The organism is Shewanella rhizosphaerae (assembly GCF_019457655.1).
GTDB classification, from domain to species: domain Bacteria; phylum Pseudomonadota; class Gammaproteobacteria; order Enterobacterales; family Shewanellaceae; genus Shewanella; species Shewanella loihica.
Map to the genome: position 1 here is coordinate 1,697,813 of NZ_CP080420.1, position 24,526 is coordinate 1,722,338.

A 24,526-nucleotide genomic window follows, 5' to 3' on the forward strand; every position below is an offset into this window, starting at 1 on the left:
TGATGGCGCCGCTTGGGGGAGGACTAAGGGTTGGGCTTAATCCTAATTCAAAAGCCGAGAGCCTTATTACTCTGACGCTTGTTAGTCAGAAGCTTTTGCCTCTGCGCCTTGGGTCGCCTCTTCTTGCTCAGCTGTTTCAACAGCGACTTCCTGCCCGTCCTCGACCTTAGCGGCCTTCTCGGCGGCATTAGCCTTGGCGGCCATCTCGGCCTGCTCCTGAGCCAGCATCTTGGCGCGATCGCCCTTAGAGATATATTTCTTTACGGTCGGCGGCGTATGTTTGTTGTGACGGGCCTTGGCGCGCTTTGCCGTCTTCTTCAGCATCTTTTGTTTCTTGTTCATACTTCCACCAGGGTGTTTGATTCAGATAAAATAAGGGCTTAAACCTAGTTAGCTTAAACCGGGGGCGGATTTTAACCTAATCTGTGCCAAGCGGCTATAGGCAAAAATAGCAGATAGAGGAAATATGACCCTGTTAACCTATGATGGCAAGATCACCTTCTTCGAGCGATTCGAAGCCGATATCCTCAGCGGAGCGAAAACCATCACCCTCAGGGATGAGAGCGAGTCACACTTTCGCGTCGGCGACCGCTTGTCGGTATCCACCTTTGAAACCGGGCGACACTTTTGCGATATTCAGGTGGTGCGGGTCGAAACGCTTGCCTTCGAGGCATTAAACTCCCGGCACGCCGCGCAGGAGAACATGACGCTTGAGCAGTTAAAGGCGGTGATCACCGAGATATATGGCGAGATAGATACTCTCTATCTTATCGAGTATCGCCTGCTCTAGCTTGTTTGACCTAGGATGGATAAGGACAAGTTGGAATAACAAGGACAAGCCAGAATGACAAGGAGCCAGCAAGTGACATCCCCCCACAATGAGTCAGTGATCTTACTCCATGGCTTGGCCCGCACTCGAGGCTCGATGGAGAAGATGGAACATGCTCTGTCGGCTAAGGGCTATCAGTGTGTGAATCTGGGGTACCCCTCGACTCAGTTCGATATCGAGAACCTGGCCGGCGAGCATATCGACAAGGCGCTGTCACAGTGCCGGGGCGAGAGAGTGCACTTCGTGACCCACTCCATGGGCGGCATCCTGGTGCGTCAGTATCTGAGCCAGCATACCTTGCCTGCACTTGGGCGCGTGGTTATGCTTGGGCCGCCCAATCGCGGCAGCGAGGTGGTGGATAGCCTCAAAGATTTTCCCGGGTTTAAGTGGATAAACGGCCCGGCGGGTCTGCAGCTGGGCACGGATGAAGAGAGCGTGCCCAATCGCTTGGGCAAGGCGCACTTTGAAGTGGGAGTCATTGCCGGCAGTCGCAGCGTGAATTTGCTGCTCTCGACCCTTTTGCCGGGACCCAACGATGGTAAGGTCTCTGTGGCCCGCACCCGCCTGGAGGGGATGCGGGATCATATCAGCCTGGCGGTCACCCATCCCTTCATGATGAATAACCCCAGTGTCATCGCCCAGACGGCGCATTTCCTGGCCCATGGACGCTTTCAGCGCTGAGACGTGACTCGGCGCTTATTTGTTGGCAAACTTGCTGATGTCGGCGTCGGTGGCGCCGTCGTTACACTCGCCGCGGATCTCACCGCGTCCTTCCTCTATGATACGGCTCAGCTCCAGGTAGCCTTCGCGGCAGTAGCCTGTCATGGCGATGGTCTTCTCAAGGCCTAACTCTATCTGCTGTGTCCAGCGGGTCAGATCTGGCTCATAGACAGAGCGTTTCTTGCTGCCAGAGCGTTTCATCTTCTCTATCTGGCGTACCCGCTGCATGTGGGGCTGCTCAAGCGTCGGTAGATCGGCGTACTTCACCCTGTAGGTAAACAGCTTGATGCCGTTGCCCTTGATCGAGGTATGGAAGGTATCTTCAACGCGCACCTTAAAATCATCGACGTCGCGTTTTCTGGCGCAGCCGCCAAGGCCAAGGGTTACTGTAAGCAGCAGTGTGGTGGTAAGCAGTGGGGAGCGTATCGGCATCTTGTTGTTATCTTTATTTTTCGTCGAGGTTAACATTCGTTGCAGGGTCAGCATAACCCAATCGTCGGGGGAGATCACCCTAGGTAACCTGACTTTACTTAATTGACTCTGGCTGAGTAACTTGGGCTGAGTAACTTGCATTAGCCGAGTAACTTGAACTGGCTCACGTAAATGGGGCGGGATGTGAGAAAATTGTTGTTATTTGTTAGCGTCTTGGCACACTCAAGGTAAGGGGAAATGTGTTAGGAGATCCCCAGTGCTAAGGAGTATGCATGTCGGCCTTGATCAGCCTGTTTCGTTCATTACTCGGCAGTTTTCGGGATCTGATCCCCATCATCTGTGTGGTCGCCTTCTTCGAGATCTTCGTGCTGCATCAGGCCCCGGCTAATCTGGCCGAGATCCTGCTCGGGCTGGTGTTTATTGTCTTCGGTTTGACCTTCTTCGTCTTTGGGCTCGAGATGGGCCTGTTTCCCATAGGTGAATCTCTGGCCCAGGCGCTGGCGCGTAAGGGCAGCGTCTTCTGGTTGGTGGTCTTCTCCTTCTCCTTGGGTTTTGGCACTACTTTAGCGGAGCCCGCGCTGACGGCGGTGGCCAACGAGGCGGCCGAGGTCGCGGCAAATTCAGGGGCCATTGCAGCAAGCCAGGATGCCATGAATAGCTATGCCATGGGGCTCAGACTGACGGTGGCCATCTCGGTGGGGCTGGCGATTCTGCTCGGGGTGATCCGTATTCTTAAGGGCTGGCCCATTCATTATCTGATCATCGGCGGATACCTGTGTGTCATGGTGCTCACGGCCTTTGCGCCTGAGAACATCATAGGGATCGCCTATGACTCAGGCGGCGTGACCACCTCCACCATTACCGTGCCGCTGGTGACCGCCTTGGGAGTCGGCTTGGCCAGCGTGATCAAGGGACGTAACCCCATGTTGGATGGCTTTGGCTTGATCGCCTTTGCCAGCCTGACGCCGATGATCTTCGTATTACTCTATGGCATGTGGGTGTTGTGATGACTTACCTGAGTGAGATGCTAGACACCCTCTTATTGACCATGCGTGATGTGGTGCCCATCGCCGCCATCTTGTTTGGTTTTCAGCTCGGGGTACTTAAACGTGCCATTGCCAATTGGCGCCGGGTGCTGCTGGGCTTTGTCTATGTGATCATCGGCCTCAGCCTGTTTTTGGTGGGGCTGGAGCTGACGCTGTTTCCCATCGGCCAGAGCATGGCCAGTCAGCTCACCTCACCCGATTTTCTTCACCCTGAGGGCGGCGATACCCCCTTTATCTGGCAAGATTATCTTTGGGTCTACCTGTTTGCCGCGGCTATTGGTTTTAGCACTACGATTGCCGAGCCTTCCTTGATTGCCGTGGCGATAAAGGCCAACGAAGTCTCGGGCGGTGCCATCGGTATTCAGGGGCTGAGGATCTCTGTGGCGATCGGGGTGGCCATGGGGATTGCGCTTGGCTGTTTTCGTATCGTGGTGGGTGACCCTATTCATTACTACATCATGGCCGGCTATGTGCTGGTGGTGATCCAGACCTATTATGCCCCTAAGATGATAGTGCCACTGGCCTATGACTCGGGTGGGGTGACCACCTCGACCGTGACTGTGCCGCTGGTGGCGGCGCTGGGGTTGGGGTTGGCAACCAATGTGGCGGGGCGCGACCCGCTTATCGATGGCTTTGGTTTGATTGCCTTTGCCAGCCTGTTTCCTATGATCACAGTAATGGGCTATGCCCAGTTAGTCGAATTCTTAAGTCAGCGAAAATCCGCTAAGGAGCGAGACCATGCGCTTTAAACTTATCGTCGCCTTCGTCGATGAAACCTGTACCGATACCGTGCTCGATGCGGCGAGAGAGGCGGGCGCCACGGGAGCGACAGTCATCAACCATGCCCGCGGAGAGGGGCTGGAAAAGAAGAAGACCTTCATGGGCCTGGGCCTGGATATACAGCGCGACGTGATCCTCTGGTTGGTGGAGGAGCACATGAGTCGCAGCATTCTGGAAACCATTTGCCGGGTAGGGGAGTTTGACACTAACCCGGGGCAGGGGATTGCCATACAGATAGATGTGGAGGACGCCGTGGGCGTCGCCCATCAGGTGGAAAAACTCAGCAAAGAGATTGAGGATCAACTATGAAACCAAGCAGGCTAATTAAGAACAGCGACGTCATGAAAGACAGCTATGTGATGGTCGATGGTCTGCATACCGTGGCCGAGGCGATCAAGCTGGCTGTGGGTAACGATGTCAGCATGTTGCTGGTAAACAAGCGTCATGAACACGATGAATATGGCATGGTGCTGATGAGCGATATCGCCCGAAAGGTGCTGGCAAAAGACAAGTCGCCGGAGCGGGTCAATGTCTATGAGATCATGATAAAACCTGTGCTTTCTGTGCATGCCGACATGGACATTCGCTATACCGCCAGGCTGTTCGAACGCTTCGGCATCAACAAGGCGCCGGTGATCGAGGCGGGTAAGATCTTAGGCGTGGTGACCTATCATGACATAGTGCTCAAGGGGATGATGCCCCATCTCTAATGACTTGAGCCAGGCAATAAAAAGGGCACCCTAGGGTGCCCACTGCGCTTAAGCAATCGCTAAGGTGCCTAGGTTACACCTTAGGCGAAACGCTTGTTGAGATAATCTATGATATCTGAGGACTCATACATCCACTGAGTCTCTCCCGCCTGGTCGATACGCAGGCAAGGCACCTTGGCCAGTCCACCCTGTTCTACCAGCATCTGTTGATGCTCGGCTTGTTTGGCGTCGACAGTGACGATATTTAGCCCTTGGCGACGAATGGCGCGGCGTACCTTAACGCAGAAGGGGCAGGCGGCGTATTGATAAAGCTGGAGCCCTTGTGTCTGCTCGTCGACCTTTGCCTGCTCGGCCAGCGGACGCTGACGCTTCTTAGGGGTAAAAACAAAATTCAAAAACAGGATAATGCGGCCTAATACCCAGCGAACAATAAACATTAACGACTCCAAGATAATTTTGATGGGGCGGATTCTAACGCAAGCGTGATGGAGATCAAAGCCTCGGTGCAAACTGAGCGCTGGTAAGCGGGATTTCGCCCTGTTTGGCGCCAAGTATGTTGTAAAGACGCTATGGCCTGTAGCGGCAAATAAAAAAGCGGCCAAGCTGTCCATAAACTGGAGCCTGGCCGCTTGATGAGGTTAACGCCTTGGCTATTCGGCGCTTAGGGTCAGCAGGGCCTGTGGGGCGCTGGTGTCGAGCGCGGCCTGGCTGTCGAGCACGAATACCCGGCCAGGTTCAATCTTGGCCTCTTCAATCAGGTACTGCTTCACGGCCAGGGCCCGGCTCTGAGCCAGCTGACCCAGGGCGTTATCGTCGAGCTGCTGGGCCGAGACCAGATAGTTGTACAAGGCAATATGCCAGCGGGTCTGCAGCTCCTCGTCGCTCAGCTTCTCGGCACTCTTATTCCCGGCACTATTGTCCTGCTGGGATTGCTGCTGTTTGATCTCCTTGAGCACTTCGCCGGGATCTTTTTGCAGCGTCTTCTCATAGAGGGACTTAAGCGCATCGGAGAGTAGTCCCGTGGTCGGGAAGGTGCTGGCGGTGAGTTCAGCCGGCATCTGCGCCTCGGTGAACTTGGCATCATCAAGCTGCGCCTGGGCAATCAGCGCCTGGTGTAACTTGGCCGTCATCAAGGCCTGACTGTCGCTTACCGGATCCACCGCGCCCTTGGCGCTGACGGTGAGTTTAGGCCTGTCGGCTAAGCCCTTGGCCAGCTTGCTCAGTAGTGACTGGCTCTCCTCTGGCAGCGTCGCCAGACCTGGGGTAAAGGCCACCTTATCCAGCTCATCGTCTGAGCCCAAGAGGCCGGCTAACAGGCTGAAGGGCGCGGTCACCGCCTTAGTGATCACATTGGTAAAGGCGGTAGCGATGATGCTGCCGAAGCTAAAGCTTGGCTCGTTGAGATCGCCAGAGACCTGCAGGCCTAGGTCGATCACGCCGTGTCTGTCTTGTAACAGGGCGATGGCCAGGGTGACAGGCAGAGAGGTCGCCAGGCTGGAGTTACTCTTCTTACCCAGCTGCAGCTGATCGACCACCAGATGGTTGTCGCCCACCAACTGGTTGTTCTCCAGTTGATACTTAAGATCCAGCGACATCAAGCCTTTGTCTATGTAGTAACCCGCGTAGGTGCCAGAATAAGGGTTCACCGAGGTCAGCTCCACATGCTTGAAGCTGAGGTCGAGGTCCAGATAAGGCTGCTCTAGCAGGGGATTGATCTCACCCTTGAGGACGACCGGGGCATATCTGTCTATCTTGCCCTTGATATCGACCTTGGCGGCCTTCTCGCTGCTGGAGGAGAGGTTGGCGATATTGCCTTCGAGCTGCTCTATGCTGGCGGCAAAGTTAGGGGTGAGAGAGTTATCGGCAAAGAAGGTCGAGCCATCTTTAAACACTATCTTGTTGATGCTAAGGGCCATCGGCTTGGCCGCATCGACGGTTTGCGCTACGGCCTTTTTCTTGGCAGCTTGTTGTTCCTGTTTGTCATTTTCCTGTTTGTCATTTTTCCGGGTGGCAGGCTTAGCTGCGCCTGATGGATCGGCATCGGCCGCCGCTTCGTTTGCAACAGCATCATCCGTCGCAACGACAAGTAGATCTTGGAAGTTAGTGGTGCGATCTTCGTTGATCAGAATGCGTCCGTATGGCTTGTTTAACGTGACTTGATCGATTGCCAGTTTATTGGCCTCTTTATCGAAGTCGAGCTGGTTGAGATCCAGCTGCTGCCATTTCACCAGTGTCTTGTTGGCCTTAAGGTCTTTGATCTGAAGATCGTCAACCTGAAGTGTGCCCTTATAATTTAGTTTGCCGTTGGCATCGGCAAGCAGTTGTCCCGATGTCGCCAAGCGGCCATCGTCAATCTTGATGTTCACAATAGGCGCAATGTAGTTCTGGAACCAGTTAAGGCTCAGCCCCTCGAGTGAGAGCTCGGCGCTGACCTGCTTGGCCAGGACGTCGATCTGCCCCTGACTCTGCACCTTGGCACCTTGGTTGATGGCTAATGCCAGCTGATAGTCGATGGGTTGACTCAGGCTCTCATCTACCGCGCCTGTGGTAAGTTGCAGCTGGCCTATCTGCCAGAGGTTCTCCTCTTTAAACAGCTGCTCGGTGAGGTTTAGCTGATAGTTGCTCAGGCTGATCTTCTCAAGCTTAGCGTGCCAGCTCGGTGCCTGACTGTCTGTCTTTGTTTCGGTATTAGAGCCGGTCTCACGGTCTGCTTTAGAGTCGGTATTAGTCTCAGTGCTAGTATCTGTCTTGGTCACCTGTTCACTAGCGGTTGGCTCACTTGAGGCTTGCTCGCTTGAGGTTTGCTCATTTGCGTTTTGATTGGCGGCAGCGTCTGACGATGTTGCGTTATCAGTCTTTGCTTCGGTCGGAGACTTGTCACCACTGGCCTTTGGTGCCAGCAGGGTGGCGAGATCGACCCCTTTACCATCTAGGCGTGCGTTAACCAAGAGGTCGCTCGAGGTCAGGGCGGCCACATCGACCTGCTGCTGACCCAGGTCGGCTGCGATGCCCGAGAGGGCAAAACGTCCCAGGGAGATAAGCTCTCGCTGCTCGTGGGTGATCAGTAGGTCGCTGAAACTCAGCTCGCCGGCGTTGGTGCTGGCCTCAAGCTGGTCGTCATCCATGGCGATGCGGTACTCGGTGGCGAAATCCACATAGCCCTTGTCCAGAGACACATGGAAGACCTTATCGACAAAGGCCCACAGCTGCGGCAGATCGATATGGCTCAGGCGGACATCGCCGACAAGCTCGAAGGGCGTGAGCTGTACCTGGCCCTTGAGGGCGATTTTGCCGCCGCGATCGCTATGAAACTCCATGTGGTAGCGGTTGGCCTTCTGCGCCGCGTCATTTTTGGCATCAACACTCTGGCCTTGTTGATGTTTCGCATCGGCGGTATCGCTGCTTACCTTAGTGGCAACTATGGGGTTATGGGAGTCGAAGCTGGCTACCTTGAGGTTAACCTTGGGATAGCTGACTTCCCCTTGAGTGATCTCATCGAGCAGATGCAGATTGGCATCGACGATCGCCAGATTCTTGAGGATAAAGTGGGGAATAGTCTTAGCGCCCTCCGGCTCGGGTTCAGACTCAGGTTGCGCCTCGCTGTTTTTCGCCAGGGTCTCCAGGATGTCGGAGAAGTTAAACCTTAGCGCCTCTTTGCTATCTAAGCGCTTTACCTCGGCGTGGGGATTTTCCAGTGTGATATCCGTGAGACTCAGCCCCTGCTGAAACAGGGAGTCCCAAAATTGGATGTTCAGGCCGAGGCGTTTAAAGCCGACAAAGGGCTGGTCGTCTTTTTCTTTGATGGCAAAGTCTGTGAGCTCGATCTCGAGGGTAAAGGGGTTGATCTTCACCTGGGTGAGGGAGACGGGTCTTTGGATCTGGTTCGACAGCTGCTTAGGGATTTGCTGGGTCAGCAGATAAGGAAGCAGTAGACCCAATAACAGGGTCCATGTTAAATACAGGGTAATTGAGATACCAATATATCTTTGATATTTGGGCAGCTGTTTGTATTTTTGTCCGAGTTTTGCGAAAAATGATGGGACGGAAGACATAATGACCTTAATGACGTTGTAGACGAACTGAAAAGATTCAAGGAAGGGGGGGACGGCGAGTCCAATCCGCACGTTTGTGAACCAGTCGCTATAATTTTAGTAGGTTTATTATCGATAATGAACGGCTAAAGATTAAATTTATTTAAATTTTTACGAGATAAATCGACATATATGACAACATTTTACCTCGACGGTCAGGCATTTGAGGCCAAGGCCGGTGAGTCGGTATTGGACACCCTGATACGCCATGGTCAGCGGGTCAATTACTCCTGTAAGAAGGGGGTGTGCAAAACCTGTCTGCTACAACATGTCGATGGCGAGATGGCGATCGGCGCCCAGCGCGGCCTGACCTTGGGGCTAAAGCAGCGTCACTATCTCTGCTCCTGTCAGTGTAAGCCCACTCCAGCCTTGCGCCTCAAGTCTATCTTGCCTCAGGACCTCTTTATCGGCGCCAAGATCCAGGAGAAGCAGTTTATCAATGAGGCCGTGGTGCGTGTTCGCTTGGCACTCGATGAGCCTTTGGCGCACCATCCGGGGCAGTATATTAATTTACGTCGCTTCGACGGCCTGACCCGCAGTTATTCACCCACCAGCCTGCCGGGGGAACCCTTTCTCGAGCTGCATGTGCGGCGCAAATACAATGGCCAGTTCAGTGACTGGCTGTATCACCACGCGGGGATAGGTGAGAGCCTGCTGGTGCAGGGGCCGCTGGGCAGTCGCTATTATCGCACCGCCTATCGCGATGCCAAGCTGATCATCGTCGCCTTCGGCAGCGGCCTGGGAGTGGCCCACGGCATGTTGATGCAGGCGTTGGCCCAGGGTCATCAGGGAGAGATCTTCCTCTATGTCGGCGCGCGGGACGATAATGACCTCTATCTGCACCCTAAATTGCTCAAGATGATGCTGGAGCATCGACAGTTTCATTATCAGGCCTGTATCACGGGGCAGAGTGAGAGCAAAGGGCGGCGGGTGATCCACGCCAACCCTTTTAGCGAGGCGCTCAAGTGTCATCAATTCGACCGTCAACAGCACCTGTTTCTCTGCGGTGAACCTGGCCTGGTCAACGAGAGCCGGGAGATCGCCTTTCTTAACGGTTTCCCCATCGAGCGGATCCACAGCCTGTCGTTCGAGTATAAAGATCTGCGTAAACGTCCAAGGGGCTAGCCTAGACTTATGTAGTATTCACAATGGACTGTTATTTTAATCTTAGTGTGATAACATCAACTAAATCATAAGGATGTAACTGTATTTGTCGCCCCTCATTCCCAGGGCAATACAGATTTCAAGGACGGAATATGCTGATACGAATTGCAATTGAAGATGACTTGACCCTGCTGGCCCCCCTGTTTGACCGTTATCGTCAGAGCCTGGGACAAACCTCCGCACTGTCCGACAGTGGTGACTTTCTGCAGGCTCGTCTGCATGAGAATGATTCGGTGATCTTCATTGCTCAGCTGGACCAGGCGATTGTCGGTTTCATTCAGCTCTATCCCTCTTTCTCCTCGCGTCTGCTAAAACCCGTCTGGTATTTTGATGACCTCTATGTCGAAGAGGCCTTCCGCCATCAAGGCATCGCTACTCGTCTGGTTGAGAAGGCCAGGGAGCTGGCAGACGAGACCAATGTGATGGCGGTGCGCCGCGAGCACCTCGGCGGCGATGGCTTTATCTTCGTCGATGACTGCGACACCCGAGCCCTGTTTGCCGAGCAGGCGGTTAACCAAAGCTGATAGGCTGTCTTCAGGGTTTTTGCTTGTGGTAAGATAGCGCGGTTTTTTGTCTTATCCTTGGAGATAAATCGGTGAATAAGAGTCTTATCACTAATTTGCTGGCCGCCGCGTTGGTGGTCTGTGGCTATCTTTTTCAGCACGCTATCCTGTTTAGCATTGGCCTGTTTGCCCTGTCGGGGGCGGTGACCAACTGGCTGGCGATCCACATGTTGTTTGAGAAGGTGCCCGGCCTCTATGGCAGTGGCGTGGTGCCGGCCCGCTTCGAGGAGTTTAAGGCGGGGATCGCCCATCTTATGATGGAGCAGTTTTTCACCAACGAAAATATCGATAAGTTCCTGTCACAGCAGGGTGGCAGCGTGGCGCACATCAACCTGGAGCCCGTTATCGAGAAGGTGGATATGTCACCGGCCTTCGATGCCCTGGTGACCACGGTGGAGCAGTCTTCGTTTGGCGGCATGCTGGCCATGTTTGGCGGCACAGAGGCGATAGCCCCACTGAAAGAGCCATTTATCAATAAGATGAAGGCCTCCTTAGTGGAGCTGTCCCAGAGCGATGATTTCTATGAGCTGCTGAAGAATGAGATAGAGCAGCCGGACGTGTTAGCCGATCTCAGGGCGAAGGTAAAGAGCATAGTAGACCAGCGCCTGGCCGAACTCACGCCGCAATTGGTGAAAGAGATAGTGCAGGAGATGATCAAGCAGCACCTTGGTTGGCTGGTGGTTTGGGGTGGCGTCTTCGGTGGCCTCATCGGTCTGCTGGCGGCCTTGCTGGACTAAGCTCTCAAGACTTACTGCTCATAAGCTTTGTTTCATAAGCTGTATTTTATAACCGCGATGATTCAGAAGGGACCTTTGGTCCCTTTTTGTTGGCTAAAATCTAGGCTATGTCGGCGGCTGGGGAGATTTAACACTCGCTTTACTTTTAGAACGAGGGTAGATTGAAAAGTGATACTTGGCTCACGTTTATGGGCCAAAACCTAATAACGATTATCCCTGCAAGGAAATGCAATGAATCAAGACCAGACCATTAACTATATCGAGATCCCGGTTAAGGATATTGCCGCGACTAAGGCCTTCTTTGGCAAGGTGTTCGGCTGGCAGTTTGAAGATTATGGTCCAGAGTACAGCTGCTTTACCAATGCCGGTATTGCCGGTGGATTTTTTCTGTCGGATAAAGGATTCGATATTGCCTCTGGCTCACCCTTGATCGTCCTCTATGCCAAGGCGCTAGAGGTATGCCTAACCTCGGTTGCCGATGCGGGCGCCGTGATCACCCAGGAGATCTTCTCCTTTCCTGGCGGTCGTCGTTTTCATTTTAAGGACCCAAACGGTAACGAGTTTGCGGTATGGTCTGAGTAAGAATGCCTCATTGTATCGTCGAATATAGCGCGCCGCTGGCGCAGCAGATTGCCATCGATAACCTGGTTGAGCAGGTGCATCGCGGCGCCATCGAGAGTGAGCTGTTTGAGCCTGCCAGTATCAAGTCTCGCGCCTATAGCGCCGAGCATTACTGGGTTGGCGAGGCAAAAGCTGCTAGCTTTATTCATATCAGCTTCAAAATTATGCCGGGGCGCAGCAGCGAGCAGAAACTGCACCTGATGCAGTGTGTCGATCGTCTTATCGCGCCGCTGTGTGCTTCTGTATCCAGCATCACCATGGAGGTGCTGGATATCGAACGAGAGCATTATTTTAAAAGGTTAAACGATTAAACGGCTAAATGATTAATCGGCTGATAAGCCTGGCTTTTATCTGGAGCAGTATGGTCAACGGGAGATGGAGTCCCAGGAGTCATTCTTGAATGCAGCTTATTAGGGCCTTGATGTTGGCGGCGGGCTTGCTCGCCGCGCAGCCCATCTACGCCGGCGAGATCAAAGACGAGCGAGTGATGCGGGTCTGCGTCGACCACTATCCGCCGTTTCAGATCCTACAGCCTGAGCACCCACCCATAGGTGAGAATATCGCCGCGCTCGAGCTGTTTGCCAGCCTGTTACAGCGCCAGTTAACCTTTATTGCCAGCCCCAACTTCGCCCGTTGCCTGCATATGCTAGAGCAGGGTAGCGTCGATGTGTTGGCCGGAATATACGCCAAGCCTGAGCGGGCCGCCTTTAGCTATTTTCTACCTTATCGCAATGACGGTCGCTTCGTCTTCATCAGCCAGCAGACGCTGGCGAACGTGAATGACTATGAGGATCTCAGCGCGCTTTCTATCGGCGTGTCGCGGGAGACAGAGTATTTCGATCGTTTCGACAGCGATGCCGGGCTGAATAAGGTGCAGACCAATGATGTGATCTCGGCGACCAACATGCTACTCAAGGGGCGCTTCGATCTGCTTATTGTTTCTGAGGTGGTACTGCCTAGCCTGAGGGCCCGTTTCAGTGATTTCGACGACAAGCTTAAGGTGCATCCCTATACCCACGAGGAGCAGCGCCTGGTCTATTTCGGCGTGAGTAAACGACATCAGATGGCGATCCCCTTGAGTGAGATGCAGGCGATTATCGGCCAGGCCTATGAAGAGGGTCGCTTCATGCAAGTGGTTGAGGAGTTTGCCACACATCATCTCGAGCATTACTGATTCGCAGATCGTTAAAAAAGAGACCCTGTGGTCTCTTTTTTATGGTTTTCATATGCAGTGACTAGTAGGCGCTCTCGTGCACCGATTGTACCGCACGGCCCGAGGGGTCGATGATCCCTTGCAGGCTCTCATCCCAGGCTAGCGCCTCGGGGGTAGAGCAGGCGACCGACTTGCCCCCTGGCACTGTCTCGGCGGCCGATGGCAGCGGGAAGTGCTCTTCGAAGAAGCAGCGGTAGAAGTAGGCTTCCTTGGTTTCCGGCGTGTTGTAAGGGAACCTGAACTTGGCGTTGGCCAGTTGCAGATCGTCCACCTGGGCCGCGGCATGTTCCTTTAGACCATCGATCCAGGAGTAGCCGACGCCATCGCTAAACTGCTCCTTCTGACGCCATGCCACCTCTTGCGGCAGCTTGTGTTCGAAGGCCTGACGCAGGATATGCTTCTCGATACGGCCATCTTTGGACATCTTGGCCTCAGGGTTGATACGCATCGCCGTGTCGATAAAGGCCTTGTCGAGGAAGGGCACGCGCGCCTCTAAGCCCCAGGCCGCCATCGCCTTGTTGGCGCGTAGGCAGTCGAACAGGTGCAGCTTATCTAGTTTACGCACCAGCTCCTCGTGGAAGGCCTGGGCGTTTGGCGCCTTGTGGAAATAGAGGTAGCCACCAAACAGCTCGTCGGCGCCTTCGCCAGACAACACCATCTTGATCCCCATCGCCTTGATCTTACGGGCCATCAGATACATGGGGGTTGCCGCACGTATGGTGGTGACATCGTAGGTTTCTAGGTGATAGATCACATCCTTAAGCGCATCTAGGCCTTCCTGGAAGCTGAAGGTGATCTCATGGTGTATGGTGCCTATGGCATCGGCGACCTTCTGCGCCGCCGCCAGATCCGGCGCGCCGGTCAGGCCAACGGCGAAGGAGTGCAGCTGCGGCCACCAGGCATCGCTGGCACCGTCATCTTCGATGCGGCGCTTGGCGAAAGTCTGGGTGATGGCCGATACCACGGAAGAGTCCAGTCCGCCGGAGAGCAGCACGCCATAGGGCACATCTGACATCAGCTGACGCTTGACCGCGGCTTCTAGTGCCTCGCGCAGTTCTTCCACGCTGGCCGCGTTGTCCTGTACCGCCTCGAAAGACTGCCAGTCGCGCTGGTAGTAGTGGCTCTCACCGCTCTTGGTCAGGTAGTGGCCTGGTTTGAAGGTCTCGACCGTCTTACAGACGGGCATCAGCGCCTTCATCTCCGAGGCGACATAGAAGTTACCTTCTGCATCATGGCCTGTGTAGAGGGGGATGATCCCCATGTGATCCCGGCCAATTAGATAGCTGTCGCTGCGCTTGTCGTAGAGGACGAAGGCGAAGATACCGTTGAGCTTGTCCAGAAACTCGGTGCCATATTCCTGATACAGGGCGAGGATCACCTCGCAGTCTGAGTTGGTCTGGTAGCTGTACTTGTCACCCAGTTCGGCCTTGAGCTCCTTGTGGTTGTAGATCTCACCGTTGACCGCCAGGATCAGGCTTCCATCTTCTGACAACAGTGGCTGGGCGCCATGTTCGATATCGACGATGGCCAGACGCTCATGGGCGAGGATCGCCTTGTCGCTGGCATAGATCCCTGACCAGTCGGGGCCGCGATGGCGCAGCAACTTAGACATCTCCAGGGCAACCTGGCGTAGCGGCGTGGCATCGGTTTGGATGTCGAGAATCGCAAATATTGAACACATAATGAAAGCTCCAGAAACCGGTATAAATCTCAATTGCCAATCACTTTGACAGCATTTTCTTCATCTGCCAAGTCTGAAAATTATCAAAACATCATAAAATTCGCTTTTTTGGTGTTGTTTTTGTGGTTTTAATGGTGGTGATTTTGAGGTTTGTTTTGCTGTTTGCGGTTTTAATTATGGAATCTCTATTTATAGTCCCTTATCTGAGTTTGGAATTATGCATTCTTAATCTCAGTTTGGATTTTAGTCGAGCAGGTAAAAAATGGCGTGACTGGCGGATAAATAAACAAAAAGGCTTCCGATGGAAGCCTTTTATCCATGTGTTGCCGAAAACCTTAGTTACTCGGCGGTAGTGGTCTCATTTGTGGTTGCCGGGCGCAGTTGGTGGAACTCGGTGCCGGCAAAATAGCCGGGCCAGTCGCCGTTGTTACCCAGGCGTTGAGCGGCCTGATAGTAGACCCCAAGATCTTCCAATGCGCCGGAGAGATCCCAGTCGGCGCGATATTCGTCGCAGACATTGTGGTAACAGCCCTTCATCTGCGCTTTCATATCGGCTTTGTACTTGGCCGTGGCGTCATCGACGGGGTTGTTGCCGCCACCGGCAAATACCGCAGGCACACCATACTTGGCGAAACTGAAGTGGTCTGAGCGGAAGAAGCCGCCAGATTCAGGACGTGTCTCACTCACCGCGGTGCGCTGCTGGCCGCTAGCCGCCTCGACCAGATAGGTTTCCAGCTGCGATTTGCCTTTGCCCACGATAGTGTAATCCGACGTACGGCCATAGATATTGGTGCTGTCTAGGTTGAAGACGGCCACTGTCTTGTCCAAAGGATAGACGGGGTTGGCGGCGTAGTAGCGCGAACCTAACAATCCCTGCTCTTCACCTGTGGTGGCGACGAAGGTGAGCGAGCGCTTGAGCGGCTTACCTTGCTTGGCTTGGGCGGCGAACTGGCGGGCGATCTCCAGGATCCCTGCGGTGCCCGAGGCATTGTCCAGGGCGCCGTTATAGATCTGATCGCCCTGCTTGCTGCTGTCCAGGCCGATATGGTCCCAGTGGGCGGTAAAGAGGATCTGTTCATCACTGGCGCCTTGACCGGGGAGAGTGGCCACTACGTTGTAGCTGTCGGCATATTCCGCCTTGTTGGCGAAGGCGATGTTGGCAGATTTTTGCAGTGCGACATTTACCGGGCTGCTGGCGGCGCGATCGCTTAAGGTCGCCAGCGACAAGCCTGCGCTGTCGAACAACTCGCTGGCTTTCTCCTTGGTGATCCAGCCTTCGACCTGTACACGACTGTCCTGTGTGGCCTTATCCAGTACCAAATCTTGCTGAGCGCCTGTCCAGCTGTTTTCAACGACAGACCAAGGATAGGAAGCCGGCTTGGTATCGTGGATGATGATGGCGCCGAGCGCGCCTTGGCGGCTGGCTTCCTCAAACTTATAGCTCCAGCGGCCGTAGTAGGTCATCGCTTTGCCATTAAACTTGCCTGACTCGGGCAGGGCAAAGCCGGGGTCGTTCACCAGGATCAGGGCTATTTTGCCCTTCATATCCAGGCCTTGATAGTCGTCCCAATTATATTCAGGCGCCTTGATGCCATAGCCCACGAAGACCAGCGGCGCATCTTTAATCTCCACCCCTTGATTGTCGTGGCGACTGCCCAGGACGATATCCTGACGGTAGTGCATCGGCAGATCGCCCAAGGTAACGGTTTGCGACTCGCTGGCGGTATAGCTGACCATAGGCACAGGCTGCAAGAAGCTGCCATCGTTGGCACCGACCAGTCCTGCGGCGGCAAAGGCCTTGCTGAGATAATCCAGCGTTAGCGTCTCACCTTGGGTCGTGGGGGCGCGGCCCTCAAATTTATCTGAGGAGAGGGTCTGAATATCTAGCCTGAATCTGGCTTCGTTGAAGGCGGGAACTTGCTCCTCGCTACTTAGCTGGGGAGCATGCTGGCTACAGGCACTGAGGAGCACCAGAGCACAGGTGGGTAGGGCAAAACGCATGGGACTTCCTATTTGTTTTTGTTATTTATTAATCGCGACCACATGATGAATAAGATGACCGGCATTATCAAGGGAGGCGGGGCGATTAAATGTTACGCTTTATGTTTGGTGAAAGGCTGATGTCACCTGGGATGACAGGGATAAATCTTGTGCAGGCAGAGGATAAAAAAACGCGCGGTCTGAACCGCGCGTCTTGGCTAGTGAATTCGTTGGCTAAACAGGCTAGATGACGTCGATATCACCGGCGCAGTCGAACACATGGTTGGGCCTGAATGGCTCCTTGTCGATATCTTTTATCTGGCTGACGCCGCTGGTGACTAAGATGGTCTCCAGACCCGCCTGGAATCCTGCCAGGATATCGGTGCGCATGTTGTCGCCGATGATCACGGTATTTTCCGAGTGGCCGCCGATATGGTTCAGGGCGCTGCGGATGATCCAGGAGCTGGGCTTACCCACGTAGAAGGGCATGCGACCCGAGATGCGCTCGATAGGCGCGCACAGGGCACCACAGGCAGGGCTGTGGGCCGGGCCGTGAGTATCCGGGTTGGTGGCGATGAAGCGGGCGCCGGCGGCGACAAACTGGGCGGCCTTGTGGATCATGTCCCAGTTGTAGGAGCGGGTCTCACCGACGATAACAAAATCTGGGTTGATGTCGGTAATGGTAAAGCCGGCCTTGTAGAGCTCGTGAGTGAGGGCGCCTTCGCCGATCACAAAGGCCTTGTCACCCGTCTGATGCTTGAGGAAGTCTGCCGTGGCCATGGCCGAGGTGTAGAAACACTCCTCTGGTACCTGAATCCCGGCGGCACCGAGGCGGTTTTGGAGATCTTTACCCGTCTGTACCGGGTAGTTGGTCAATATGACCAGTGGGTTTCCCTGCTCGAGAATGCGATGGATGAACTTATCGCTGCCAGGGATCAACTTATTGTCATGTAGCAGTACACCATCAATATCACAAATTACGTTTTTCATCTTAGGTCTCATCTTGCTAGCAGAAAGTCAACTGCCTTCATCTAAAACCAATTGTGTTTTAAAAACAACGTAATTTGGTGAATTATTTAGTCTGACCAGCATTAAAGGGATGCTTTGGGCTTAGTGGTTAAGTTGGCCGGGAGGTTCTGCTGTGGCTCAAGGTATGTCGCCAAAGAGGTAAGGCATAAGAAACAGCTATTCAAGAATGCGCTTACGCCAATAAAAAAGAGACCCTGAGGTCTCTTTTTTAGATAGCTGACAATAGGCCGGGTCAGTCGGCGGCGTAGCCCATGGGGCTTAGCAGTTGATCGTCAAGGAAGGCCTTGCCGTCAGTCATACGCAGGCGCTGCTGGCTAAACCACTTCACTACCAGGGGATAGATGGCGTGTTCCTGCTCATGCACCCTTTCTGCCAGCAGGCTGGCATCATCCTCAGGATAGACCGGGACCTTGGCCTGCAGGATCACAGGGCCGGCATCCAGCTCTGGGGTCACGAAGTGTACGCTGGCGCCATGCTCGCTGTCACCGGCGTCGATCGCCCGCTGATGGGTATGCAGGCCTGTGTATTTCGGCAGCAGCGAAGGATGAATGTTGATCATTCGTCCCTCGAACTGCTTGACGAAATCGTCGCTCAGGATACGCATAAAGCCCGCCAGCACGATAAGATCTGGCTGGTACTTGTCGATAGCCGCCTTGAGTCGCAGATCATAGTCGCTGCGAGACTCGCCCTCATGGGGGATCACGCAGCTGGTATCGATCTCACTCTGATGCGCGCGCACCAGGCCATAGGCATCGGGCTTATTGCTGATTACCCCAACGACTTCGGCGTCCAAGTTATCGTCACAACCGTCGATGATGGCTTGCAGATTGCTGCCATTACCAGAGACCAGGACGAGAACGCGACAGCAGTTGGACATTAGCAAATCTCCACTTGCTCTTCGTCGCCATTGCGGCTGGCAATGTCACCGATGAGCCAAGCGTTTTCACCTTCGGCCTTAAGCAGGGTTAGCGCCGCATCGACCTGATCCTGTGGTAGGGCGATGATCATGCCAACACCACAGTTAAAGGTACGGTACATTTCAAACTCGGCGATATTACCGTTTTCCATCAACCAGTTGAAAACGGTAGGCCATTGCCATGAGTCGCCTTTTACCACGGCCTTGGCATCATCGGGTAGCACGCGTGGGATGTTTTCCCAGAAGCCGCCGCCAGTGATATGCGCCATGGCATGGATGTCATGCTTCTCAAGCAGCTTAAGCAGCGGCTTAACATAAATCTTGGTCGGTTCCAGCAGGTGATCGATCAGCGGCTTGCCTTCGAGGTCTTGCTGAGGATCAGCCTTGCTCACTTCCAGTACCTTGCGGATCAGCGAGTAACCGTTTGAGTGTGGACCGCTTGAGCCCAGGGCGATCAGCGCGTCACCGGCAACTACTTTAGAACCATCGAGCACATCTTCTTTTTCGACCACGCCGACGCAGAAGCCTGCTAAGTCGTAGTCTTCGCCTTCGTACATGCCAGGCATTTCGGCGGTTTCACCACCGATCAGGGCGCAACCTGATTGAGCACAACCTTCGGCAATGCCGTTAACCACAGAGGTCGCTGTCGCAACATCTAGCTTGCCAGTGGCGTAATAGTCGAGGAAAAACAGGGGCTCTGCACCGGCAACAATCAGATCGTTGACACACATGGCAACCAGGTCGATACCTACGCTGTCATGTTTCTGATAATCGATAGCCAGTCTAAGCTTGGTACCAACACCATCGGTGCCAGACACAAGAACTGGATGTTTGTACTTAGTTGGCAGCTCGCAAAGTGCGCCAAAACCACCTAGGTTGCCCATGACTTCGGGGCGGTGGGTACGTTTAACGGCAGATTTAATATTGTCTACAAGGGCATTGCCTGCGTCGATATCAACACCTGCATCTTTATAGCTTAGCTGGGTAGGAGTGCTCACGGAGGATCCTCTCGGGTACATCGTTATTGGATTTTTATGCGGCGCTATTCTATCAGCTTGTGTAGGCACTCGAAAGGGATGATTTTGAATATTCAAACGGACTTAGGTCACGATTTACCGTGTTTGTAAAACTTTATGTTTTCGATTGTGAACAAATCTACTAGAATCGGTACAATTTGCTGGAAAAACTGGAATAGATCAGGAGAAAACGATGAAAGTGGTCGAAGTTAAGCATCCTCTGGTACGTCATAAGATTGGCTTGATGCGTGAAGGAGATATTAGTACTAAGCGTTTCCGTGAGTTAGCGGCTGAAGTGGGTAGCCTGTTGACCTATGAAGCGACCGCTGACTTTGAAACCGAGAAGGTCACTATCGAAGGATGGAACGGTCCAGTAGAAGTTGAGCAGATCAAGGGTAAGAAGGTTACCGTAGTGCCTATCCTGCGTGCGGGTCTTGGTATGATGGATGGCGTGCTTGAGCACGTACCGAGTGCACGTATCTCTGTTGTTGGTATCTACCGCGACGAAGAGACGCTGGAACCTGTGCCTTACTTTGAGAAGCTTGCCAGCAATATGCATGAGCGTATCGCATTGGTGGTCGACCCTATGTTGGCAACTGGCGGCTCTATGATCTCAACTATCGATCTGCTTAAAGAGCGTGGTTGCACCTCAATCAAGGCGTTGGTATTAGTAGCGGCGCCTGAAGGCATCGCGGCACTTGAGAAGGCCCATCCTGATATTGAGCTTTACACCGCCTCTATCGATAAGTGCCTTAACGAGAACGGTTACATCCTGCCTGGTCTGGGTGATGCTGGCGATAAGATCTTCGGGACTAAGTAACGCGCGCGAAGATTGTAAGACGCCATCGTTATATGATGAGCAGTAAAAAAGGAGCCTTAAGGCTCCTTTTTTTATGGATCTTTATCAGTGTTGGTTAGAGCACCATGGCCGCTATCCAACCCGAGATCAACAAGGGGATGTTGTAGTGGATAAAGGTTGGGATCACGCTGTCACGGATGTGATCATGCTGACCATCGGCGTTAAGACCGGCCGTTGGGCCCAGGGTCGAATCCGATGCCGGTGAGCCCGCATCCCCCAGCGCCGCGGCCGTGCCGACGAGCGCTATGGTGGCCGGTACCGAGAAGCCAAAGCTGATGGCCAGCGGCACATAGATGGTGGCAATAATCGGGATGGTCGAAAACGATGAGCCGATTCCCATGGTGATGAGCAGACCGACCACCAACATCAGGAAGGCCGCCAAGGCGCGGTTGTCACCGATGAGATGGCTGAGAGAGTCAACCAGGGTGCCCACATCGCCTGTGGCCTTGACCACGGCGGCAAAACCGGCGGCCGAGATCATGATAAAGCCGATGTTGGCCATCATGCGCACGCCTTGGTTAAAGATATCCTGATCGGCCACATGCTTGAGGGCACCAGAGAAGCTAAAGATGATAAAGCCGATGAGGGCGCCGAAGATCATCGAGCCGGTATAGAGCTGTACCGCCAGGGTAGAGGCAATAGCGACCAGGGCGATGATGATGTTACGACGGTTGAGGGTTTCCTCCGGCTCGGCGGCGAGGATCAACTCCTCCTTATACTCTCTTGGCTTGCGATAGCTGATGAACACGGCGATGAATAGCCCCACCACCATGCCTAGGGCCGGGATTAACATGGCAGATGGGATCTGCTCGCGCACCGCATCTAAGTTGTTGCTGGTGAGGTTAGAGAGCAAGATGTCGTTGAGGAAGATACCACCAAAGCCTACAGGCAGGATCATATAGGTGGTCACCAGGCCGAAGGTGAGCACACAGGCCACCAGACGTCGGTCGAGCTTGAGCTTAGACATCACATGCAACAGCGGCGGAATTAAGATCGGAATGAAGGCAATATGAATCGGCAGAATGTTTTGTGACGATACCGCCATGGCCAGGATAGCCAGCAAGAGGAACCAGCGCACCTTGTTGACGTTGCCAGGGCTTTCTTCCTGTCCTAACTGGGCGATCACCTTGCGGGAGATAAGCGTGGTGAGTCCCGAGTGTGAAAGGGCCACGGCAAAGGCCCCCAACAGGGCATAGCTCAGGGCGATCTGCGCGCCGCCGCCAAGGCCGGTATTAAAGGCATCGACCGTCTGATCTAGGTTCATGCCGCCGACGAGTCCGGCGACCAATGCACTCACAGTGAGTGCGATAACGACGTTTACCCGGGCAAGGCTAAGGCCCAACATCAAGCAAACGGCAATAACAACTGCATTCATATTGATTCAATCTGATTTTTTAATCTGTAATGGGAAGCTATTTTTGCCAGCAATAGCCCGTGTTGTCCAGCGCCATGGCGTTTTATCTAAGAATTTTGCAAGAGATGTAACCGAACTGTATTCAAGTTTACTGCGTAAGTGTAAATAAGCCTAACCGGCCGGGAAGAAGACGGTGATAACTTGGGCAACTCGATGAATATTTATTAAAAAAAGTGACAATGATCCCAAATTACTTGTGTCCCGCTGGTGACTGCCTATAATGCTTTTGAGTTCAGAATTAAAAGCTTTTTCAATCCATAGATGGAGATAAAAAATGAGCGTATTAGTAGGCCGTCCGGCTCCTGATTTTACAGCTGCAGCAGTGCTAGGTAATGGCGAAATCGTTGATAGCTTTACCCTAAGCGAAGCGATTAAAGGAAAGCCAGCTGTAGTATTCTTCTACCCACTTGATTTCACATTCGTATGCCCATCTGAGTTGATTGCTTTCGACCACCGCATGGAAGAGTTCAAGAAGCGTGGCGTAGAAGTTATCGGTGTTTCTATCGATTCTCAGTTCACTCACAACGCATGGCGTAACACCCCAGTAGACAAGGGTGGTATCGGCCAGGTGCAATACACGCTAGTGGCTGACGTGAAGCACGATATCTGTAAAGCCTACGATGTTGAGCATCCAGAAGCCGGTGTGGCTTTCCGTGGTTCTTTCCTGATCGACAAAGAAGGCCAGGTTCGTCACCAAGTTGTTAACGATCTGCCACTAGGCCGTAACGTTGACGAGATGCTACGTATGATCGACGCACTTCAGTTCCACGAAGAGCACGGTGACGTTTGCCCAGCTGGTTGGGAAAAAGGTGACAAGGGTATGGACGCAAGCCCAGAAGGCGTTGCTTCTTACCTGACTGACAACGCTGACTCACTATAAGCGATTAATATCGTTAGTAAAAGCGTTAGTACAAATGTTAGTAAAAAGCTGCCTTAAGGCAGCTTTTTTTATGGCTGATTTTTCATGAGCCTAATGCCGTGAGGGCTCATTTACCGTCTTCCTTGCCGTCTGCCTCTAAGCGGGCGAGGGCACAGTTTGGAGTGTCTGCATCAGCTCGCGATAGGAGCGGGTTTCCCTGTCATCCTGGGTAAGACCAAGCTGCTGGGCAAGCTTGAGCAGGCCTTGTTCGTGATATTCCAGCTGGGTCTCATCGTCTGTCATGATCGCCAGCTCGGCAAAATCCCCCAGGCCTTCGAGATTGTCGACCGTCACATGGTACTGGTCGATAAAATAGATGCTGCGAGTCTTGGTAAGCTGCAGCACTACCTTATAACCTAAGGTTTGTAGCATATCGGCGGCGCTGTCGATATTGTCGATGCGAGTCGCCTGACACTGCTTGTCACCAGGGCCTTTAACTATCCACAGTTTGATGTTTGATGGGTGCATCTGCCTGATACACAGATGCTTGCTCTGCTGAGCCAACTGCCCCGAAGGGGTGTCGTAGTAGCGATCAAACTCGACATTGTCTTTTAGCATAGTCTCGTGGGGGAGACTCTCTAGCCTGCTAAAGAAGGCGTCTCTATCTTGGAGCCTGTATTTATGCTCGACTTCATACTTGCCGTCAAAATGGGATTGGCTCATGGGGGATTCGCTCATGGAAATTGTTGTAACCTAGGTTAAAAAGCTGGGCCGACTATATCATCTTTCCTTCTCATCGGGGTGAGGCGAGCGGCGGGTTTTGGCTCTTTTACTCTTGGCTATTTGATCTAGGCCATTTAATCCGGGTAGTTTCAAAGGAAAAATGTTAATGAATTGATCATTTTGTTTACCACTGATATACCTAGAGCAACTCCCTGTGAATTATCGCCCAAGTGGCTTATCCAGGGAGTAAGAAGTCAGCTACTAAACATAGGGTATTAGACGTGCGGTATAACTCGATGCGAATCTCTCTAGCCTTTATCTCTTGCCTGATGTTAGCGGCGCCGCTTCGCGCCGAGACAGTGCTCTCCTATGACGTCAACGGATCTAGCAGTTGGTACCCTTACTTTATTCCCGAGACCACCAAAGACCCAGGGATCCTGGCCGAGTTGGTGCCGCAGATCTTCGCCTTAACCCCAGTGAGGTTAGATGCAAAACATTATCCGCCTAAGCGGACCAATCAAGCATTGGCAACCGGCGGGCTGGATTTCGATGTGGTCAGCCCCAGCTGGTTCGAGGGAGGGGAGCTTGGCGATGCCTTCGTGCAGTCGCAACCGATTTTTGCCATAAAGGAGCATGTGGTAGTTCTGGCCGGGAACCAGGAGCAGTGGATGGATATCAACAAGATCCGCGGCCAGGAGATAGGCACGGTGCGTGGCTACCTCTACCATGATGACAGTGAATATACGCGTATCGATTTCAAGTCCGAACGTGAGCTGATCATCGCCTTGCAGAAGGGGCGAATTCAGGCGGCCATCGCAGGCGATCTTACCGCGTTATATTGGGCCAAGGAGCTGGAGGTGCCCATCGCCCTGGCGGCGGTGCATTCCGATGGCGTGTTGGTGATCCGCCTGCGTAAGGAGCATCAGGCCTTACTTGGACAGATTAACCATGCGATCAGCCTGCTAAGATCCCAGGGCGTCATAGATGCGCTTTTGGCTAAATATACCTCGGGGCAGTCTGTGGCCAGCCGGTTGAGTAAATAATCTTTCGCCGAAATCAAGATTTTCTATCTCGAAGCAAATTAAACCGAGTAAACTAAACGATTGTTTTTCAATCGATCGAATCATCATCTCTTGACGTGGG

Annotated in this window: 26 protein-coding genes; 15 read left to right on the top strand and 11 right to left on the bottom strand. The window is 53.4% G+C overall.

The window, feature by feature from the left end; translation table 11 throughout:
- Positions 1–81 precede the first annotated feature (81 nt).
- On the bottom strand, positions 82–342 hold the full coding sequence (locus tag K0I63_RS07640; protein WP_220083037.1) for a DUF2986 domain-containing protein: 261 nt from the start codon (positions 340–342) through the stop codon (positions 82–84).
- Between the two features lie 124 nt (positions 343–466).
- Here K0I63_RS07640 and yqfB point away from each other — a divergent pair, with 124 nt between their 5' ends.
- Both yqfB and K0I63_RS07650 read left to right on the top strand, forming a co-directional pair.
- Positions 467–790 carry a N(4)-acetylcytidine aminohydrolase gene (gene yqfB, locus K0I63_RS07645; protein WP_220083038.1) on the top strand — a complete coding sequence of 108 codons (324 nt, stop codon included), beginning with the start codon at positions 467–469 and terminating at the stop codon, positions 788–790.
- A gap of 72 nt (positions 791–862) precedes the next feature.
- Positions 863–1,510 carry an esterase/lipase family protein gene (locus tag K0I63_RS07650; protein ID WP_434086791.1) on the top strand — a complete coding sequence of 216 codons (648 nt, stop codon included), beginning with the start codon at positions 863–865 and terminating at the stop codon, positions 1,508–1,510.
- A 15-nt stretch (positions 1,511–1,525) separates the two neighbouring features.
- Here K0I63_RS07650 and K0I63_RS07655 read toward each other — a convergent pair whose 3' ends face one another.
- Positions 1,526–2,122: a hypothetical protein gene (locus tag K0I63_RS07655; RefSeq protein WP_258406966.1), complete on the bottom strand. Its 597-nt coding sequence runs from the start codon at positions 2,120–2,122 to the stop codon at positions 1,526–1,528.
- 131 nt (positions 2,123–2,253) lie between these two features.
- On the opposite strand from K0I63_RS07655, the gene K0I63_RS07660 reads away from it, so the two are divergent.
- From K0I63_RS07660 to K0I63_RS07675, 4 genes are read left to right on the top strand one after another with little or no spacing between them, the layout of a single operon-like run.
- Entirely contained in the window at positions 2,254–2,988 is a 735-nt protein-coding gene (locus K0I63_RS07660) for a DUF1538 domain-containing protein (protein WP_220083040.1), read from the top strand.
- Positions 2,988–3,776, top strand: a complete 789-nt coding sequence (locus K0I63_RS07665; protein ID WP_220083041.1) for a DUF1538 domain-containing protein — start codon at positions 2,988–2,990, stop codon at positions 3,774–3,776. Before K0I63_RS07660 ends, K0I63_RS07665 begins: the two co-directional genes overlap by 1 nt.
- A complete protein-coding gene (locus tag K0I63_RS07670) occupies positions 3,766–4,116 on the top strand; it encodes a P-II family nitrogen regulator (RefSeq protein ID WP_011865298.1) in 351 nt (116 codons plus the stop codon). Before K0I63_RS07665 ends, K0I63_RS07670 begins: the two co-directional genes overlap by 11 nt.
- Positions 4,113–4,517, top strand: coding sequence for a CBS domain-containing protein (locus K0I63_RS07675; protein ID WP_011865299.1), 405 nt, complete (start codon positions 4,113–4,115; stop codon positions 4,515–4,517). Before K0I63_RS07670 ends, K0I63_RS07675 begins: the two co-directional genes overlap by 4 nt.
- Before the next feature lie 80 nt (positions 4,518–4,597).
- Here the strand turns inward: K0I63_RS07675 and K0I63_RS07680 are convergent, their stop codons facing one another.
- Both K0I63_RS07680 and K0I63_RS07685 read right to left on the bottom strand, forming a co-directional pair.
- Positions 4,598–4,954: a glutathione S-transferase N-terminal domain-containing protein gene (locus tag K0I63_RS07680; RefSeq protein ID WP_220083042.1), complete on the bottom strand. Its 357-nt coding sequence runs from the start codon at positions 4,952–4,954 to the stop codon at positions 4,598–4,600.
- A gap of 213 nt (positions 4,955–5,167) precedes the next feature.
- Positions 5,168–8,569 (bottom strand): DUF748 domain-containing protein, encoded by a 3,402-nt coding sequence (locus K0I63_RS07685; RefSeq protein ID WP_220083043.1) that lies wholly within the window; start codon positions 8,567–8,569, stop codon positions 5,168–5,170.
- A 171-nt stretch (positions 8,570–8,740) separates the two neighbouring features.
- On the opposite strand from K0I63_RS07685, the gene K0I63_RS07690 reads away from it, so the two are divergent.
- The 6 genes from K0I63_RS07690 (at position 8,741) to K0I63_RS07715 (ending at position 12,867) form a co-directional block, all read left to right on the top strand.
- Positions 8,741–9,733, top strand: coding sequence for a 2Fe-2S iron-sulfur cluster-binding protein (locus K0I63_RS07690; RefSeq protein WP_220044855.1), 993 nt, complete (start codon positions 8,741–8,743; stop codon positions 9,731–9,733).
- A gap of 131 nt (positions 9,734–9,864) precedes the next feature.
- On the top strand, positions 9,865–10,296 hold the full coding sequence (locus K0I63_RS07695; RefSeq protein ID WP_220083044.1) for a GNAT family N-acetyltransferase: 432 nt from the start codon (positions 9,865–9,867) through the stop codon (positions 10,294–10,296).
- Positions 10,297–10,367: 71 nt separating this feature from the next.
- Positions 10,368–11,072, top strand: a complete 705-nt coding sequence (locus tag K0I63_RS07700) for a DUF445 domain-containing protein (protein ID WP_011865304.1) — start codon at positions 10,368–10,370, stop codon at positions 11,070–11,072.
- A 231-nt stretch (positions 11,073–11,303) separates the two neighbouring features.
- A complete protein-coding gene (locus K0I63_RS07705; RefSeq protein ID WP_144198548.1) occupies positions 11,304–11,654 on the top strand; it encodes a VOC family protein in 351 nt (116 codons plus the stop codon).
- Between the two features lie 2 nt (positions 11,655–11,656).
- Positions 11,657–12,004 carry a 5-carboxymethyl-2-hydroxymuconate Delta-isomerase gene (locus K0I63_RS07710; RefSeq protein WP_220083045.1) on the top strand — a complete coding sequence of 116 codons (348 nt, stop codon included), beginning with the start codon at positions 11,657–11,659 and terminating at the stop codon, positions 12,002–12,004.
- 89 nt (positions 12,005–12,093) lie between these two features.
- Positions 12,094–12,867: a substrate-binding periplasmic protein gene (locus K0I63_RS07715; RefSeq protein WP_220083046.1), complete on the top strand. Its 774-nt coding sequence runs from the start codon at positions 12,094–12,096 to the stop codon at positions 12,865–12,867.
- A gap of 61 nt (positions 12,868–12,928) precedes the next feature.
- Here K0I63_RS07715 and asnB read toward each other — a convergent pair whose 3' ends face one another.
- The 5 genes from asnB to purM all read right to left on the bottom strand — a co-directional run bounded on the left by asnB (position 12,929) and on the right by purM (position 19,510).
- Entirely contained in the window at positions 12,929–14,587 is a 1,659-nt protein-coding gene (gene asnB, locus K0I63_RS07720) for an asparagine synthase B (RefSeq protein ID WP_220083047.1), read from the bottom strand.
- Positions 14,588–14,926: 339 nt separating this feature from the next.
- Positions 14,927–16,588: a M28 family metallopeptidase gene (locus K0I63_RS07725; protein ID WP_220083048.1), complete on the bottom strand. Its 1,662-nt coding sequence runs from the start codon at positions 16,586–16,588 to the stop codon at positions 14,927–14,929.
- A gap of 222 nt (positions 16,589–16,810) precedes the next feature.
- Complete coding sequence (locus K0I63_RS07730; protein WP_041406575.1) at positions 16,811–17,557, bottom strand: HAD-IIA family hydrolase; 747 nt, start codon at positions 17,555–17,557, stop codon at positions 16,811–16,813.
- Between the two features lie 271 nt (positions 17,558–17,828).
- The gene (gene purN / locus K0I63_RS07735; protein WP_220083049.1) at positions 17,829–18,473 is read right to left on the bottom strand and encodes a phosphoribosylglycinamide formyltransferase; all 645 of its coding nucleotides are present in this window, start codon (positions 18,471–18,473) and stop codon (positions 17,829–17,831) included.
- Positions 18,473–19,510: a phosphoribosylformylglycinamidine cyclo-ligase gene (gene purM / locus K0I63_RS07740; RefSeq protein ID WP_144198564.1), complete on the bottom strand. Its 1,038-nt coding sequence runs from the start codon at positions 19,508–19,510 to the stop codon at positions 18,473–18,475. Before purM ends, purN begins: the two co-directional genes overlap by 1 nt.
- Positions 19,511–19,721: 211 nt before the next feature.
- Between purM and upp the strand changes: the two genes are divergently transcribed.
- A complete protein-coding gene (gene upp, locus K0I63_RS07745) occupies positions 19,722–20,348 on the top strand; it encodes a uracil phosphoribosyltransferase (protein WP_011865313.1) in 627 nt (208 codons plus the stop codon).
- Between the two features lie 94 nt (positions 20,349–20,442).
- On the opposite strand, the gene K0I63_RS07750 is transcribed toward upp, so the two are convergent.
- Complete coding sequence (locus K0I63_RS07750) at positions 20,443–21,762, bottom strand: Na+/H+ antiporter family protein (protein ID WP_011865314.1); 1,320 nt, start codon at positions 21,760–21,762, stop codon at positions 20,443–20,445.
- Between the two features lie 313 nt (positions 21,763–22,075).
- Here K0I63_RS07750 and K0I63_RS07755 point away from each other — a divergent pair, with 313 nt between their 5' ends.
- Positions 22,076–22,681: a peroxiredoxin gene (locus K0I63_RS07755; protein ID WP_011865315.1), complete on the top strand. Its 606-nt coding sequence runs from the start codon at positions 22,076–22,078 to the stop codon at positions 22,679–22,681.
- A gap of 135 nt (positions 22,682–22,816) precedes the next feature.
- Here K0I63_RS07755 and cyaB read toward each other — a convergent pair whose 3' ends face one another.
- Positions 22,817–23,383 carry a class IV adenylate cyclase gene (gene cyaB, locus K0I63_RS07760; protein WP_258406968.1) on the bottom strand — a complete coding sequence of 189 codons (567 nt, stop codon included), beginning with the start codon at positions 23,381–23,383 and terminating at the stop codon, positions 22,817–22,819.
- Positions 23,384–23,679: 296 nt separating this feature from the next.
- Between cyaB and K0I63_RS07765 the strand changes: the two genes are divergently transcribed.
- On the top strand, positions 23,680–24,426 hold the full coding sequence (locus tag K0I63_RS07765; protein ID WP_220083051.1) for a substrate-binding periplasmic protein: 747 nt from the start codon (positions 23,680–23,682) through the stop codon (positions 24,424–24,426).
- Positions 24,427–24,526 lie beyond the last annotated feature (100 nt).

What these genes read in the sequence shown, in the direction of transcription:
- purN (WP_220083049.1), bottom strand. Translation starts at nt 18,473, where the DNA reads ATGTCCAACTGCTGTCGCGTTCTCGTCCTGGTCTCTGGTAATGGCAGC.
- upp (WP_011865313.1), top strand. Translation starts at nt 19,722, where the DNA reads ATGAAAGTGGTCGAAGTTAAGCATCCTCTGGTACGTCATAAGATTGGC.
- K0I63_RS07705 (WP_144198548.1), top strand. Translation starts at nt 11,304, where the DNA reads ATGAATCAAGACCAGACCATTAACTATATCGAGATCCCGGTTAAGGAT.
- K0I63_RS07665 (WP_220083041.1), top strand. Translation starts at nt 2,988, where the DNA reads ATGACTTACCTGAGTGAGATGCTAGACACCCTCTTATTGACCATGCGT.
- cyaB (WP_258406968.1), bottom strand. Translation starts at nt 23,383, where the DNA reads ATGAGCCAATCCCATTTTGACGGCAAGTATGAAGTCGAGCATAAATAC.
- K0I63_RS07725 (WP_220083048.1), bottom strand. Translation starts at nt 16,588, where the DNA reads ATGCGTTTTGCCCTACCCACCTGTGCTCTGGTGCTCCTCAGTGCCTGT.
- K0I63_RS07710 (WP_220083045.1), top strand. Translation starts at nt 11,657, where the DNA reads ATGCCTCATTGTATCGTCGAATATAGCGCGCCGCTGGCGCAGCAGATT.
- asnB (WP_220083047.1), bottom strand. Translation starts at nt 14,587, where the DNA reads ATGTGTTCAATATTTGCGATTCTCGACATCCAAACCGATGCCACGCCG.
- K0I63_RS07765 (WP_220083051.1), top strand. Translation starts at nt 23,680, where the DNA reads ATGCGAATCTCTCTAGCCTTTATCTCTTGCCTGATGTTAGCGGCGCCG.
- K0I63_RS07695 (WP_220083044.1), top strand. Translation starts at nt 9,865, where the DNA reads ATGCTGATACGAATTGCAATTGAAGATGACTTGACCCTGCTGGCCCCC.
- K0I63_RS07660 (WP_220083040.1), top strand. Translation starts at nt 2,254, where the DNA reads ATGTCGGCCTTGATCAGCCTGTTTCGTTCATTACTCGGCAGTTTTCGG.
- K0I63_RS07655 (WP_258406966.1), bottom strand. Translation starts at nt 2,122, where the DNA reads ATGCAAGTTACTCAGCCCAAGTTACTCAGCCAGAGTCAATTAAGTAAA.
- yqfB (WP_220083038.1), top strand. Translation starts at nt 467, where the DNA reads ATGACCCTGTTAACCTATGATGGCAAGATCACCTTCTTCGAGCGATTC.
- K0I63_RS07680 (WP_220083042.1), bottom strand. Translation starts at nt 4,954, where the DNA reads ATGTTTATTGTTCGCTGGGTATTAGGCCGCATTATCCTGTTTTTGAAT.
- K0I63_RS07715 (WP_220083046.1), top strand. Translation starts at nt 12,094, where the DNA reads ATGCAGCTTATTAGGGCCTTGATGTTGGCGGCGGGCTTGCTCGCCGCG.
- K0I63_RS07755 (WP_011865315.1), top strand. Translation starts at nt 22,076, where the DNA reads ATGAGCGTATTAGTAGGCCGTCCGGCTCCTGATTTTACAGCTGCAGCA.
- K0I63_RS07640 (WP_220083037.1), bottom strand. Translation starts at nt 342, where the DNA reads ATGAACAAGAAACAAAAGATGCTGAAGAAGACGGCAAAGCGCGCCAAG.
- K0I63_RS07670 (WP_011865298.1), top strand. Translation starts at nt 3,766, where the DNA reads ATGCGCTTTAAACTTATCGTCGCCTTCGTCGATGAAACCTGTACCGAT.
- K0I63_RS07730 (WP_041406575.1), bottom strand. Translation starts at nt 17,557, where the DNA reads ATGAAAAACGTAATTTGTGATATTGATGGTGTACTGCTACATGACAAT.
- K0I63_RS07685 (WP_220083043.1), bottom strand. Translation starts at nt 8,569, where the DNA reads ATGTCTTCCGTCCCATCATTTTTCGCAAAACTCGGACAAAAATACAAA.
- K0I63_RS07690 (WP_220044855.1), top strand. Translation starts at nt 8,741, where the DNA reads ATGACAACATTTTACCTCGACGGTCAGGCATTTGAGGCCAAGGCCGGT.
- K0I63_RS07750 (WP_011865314.1), bottom strand. Translation starts at nt 21,762, where the DNA reads ATGAATGCAGTTGTTATTGCCGTTTGCTTGATGTTGGGCCTTAGCCTT.
- K0I63_RS07675 (WP_011865299.1), top strand. Translation starts at nt 4,113, where the DNA reads ATGAAACCAAGCAGGCTAATTAAGAACAGCGACGTCATGAAAGACAGC.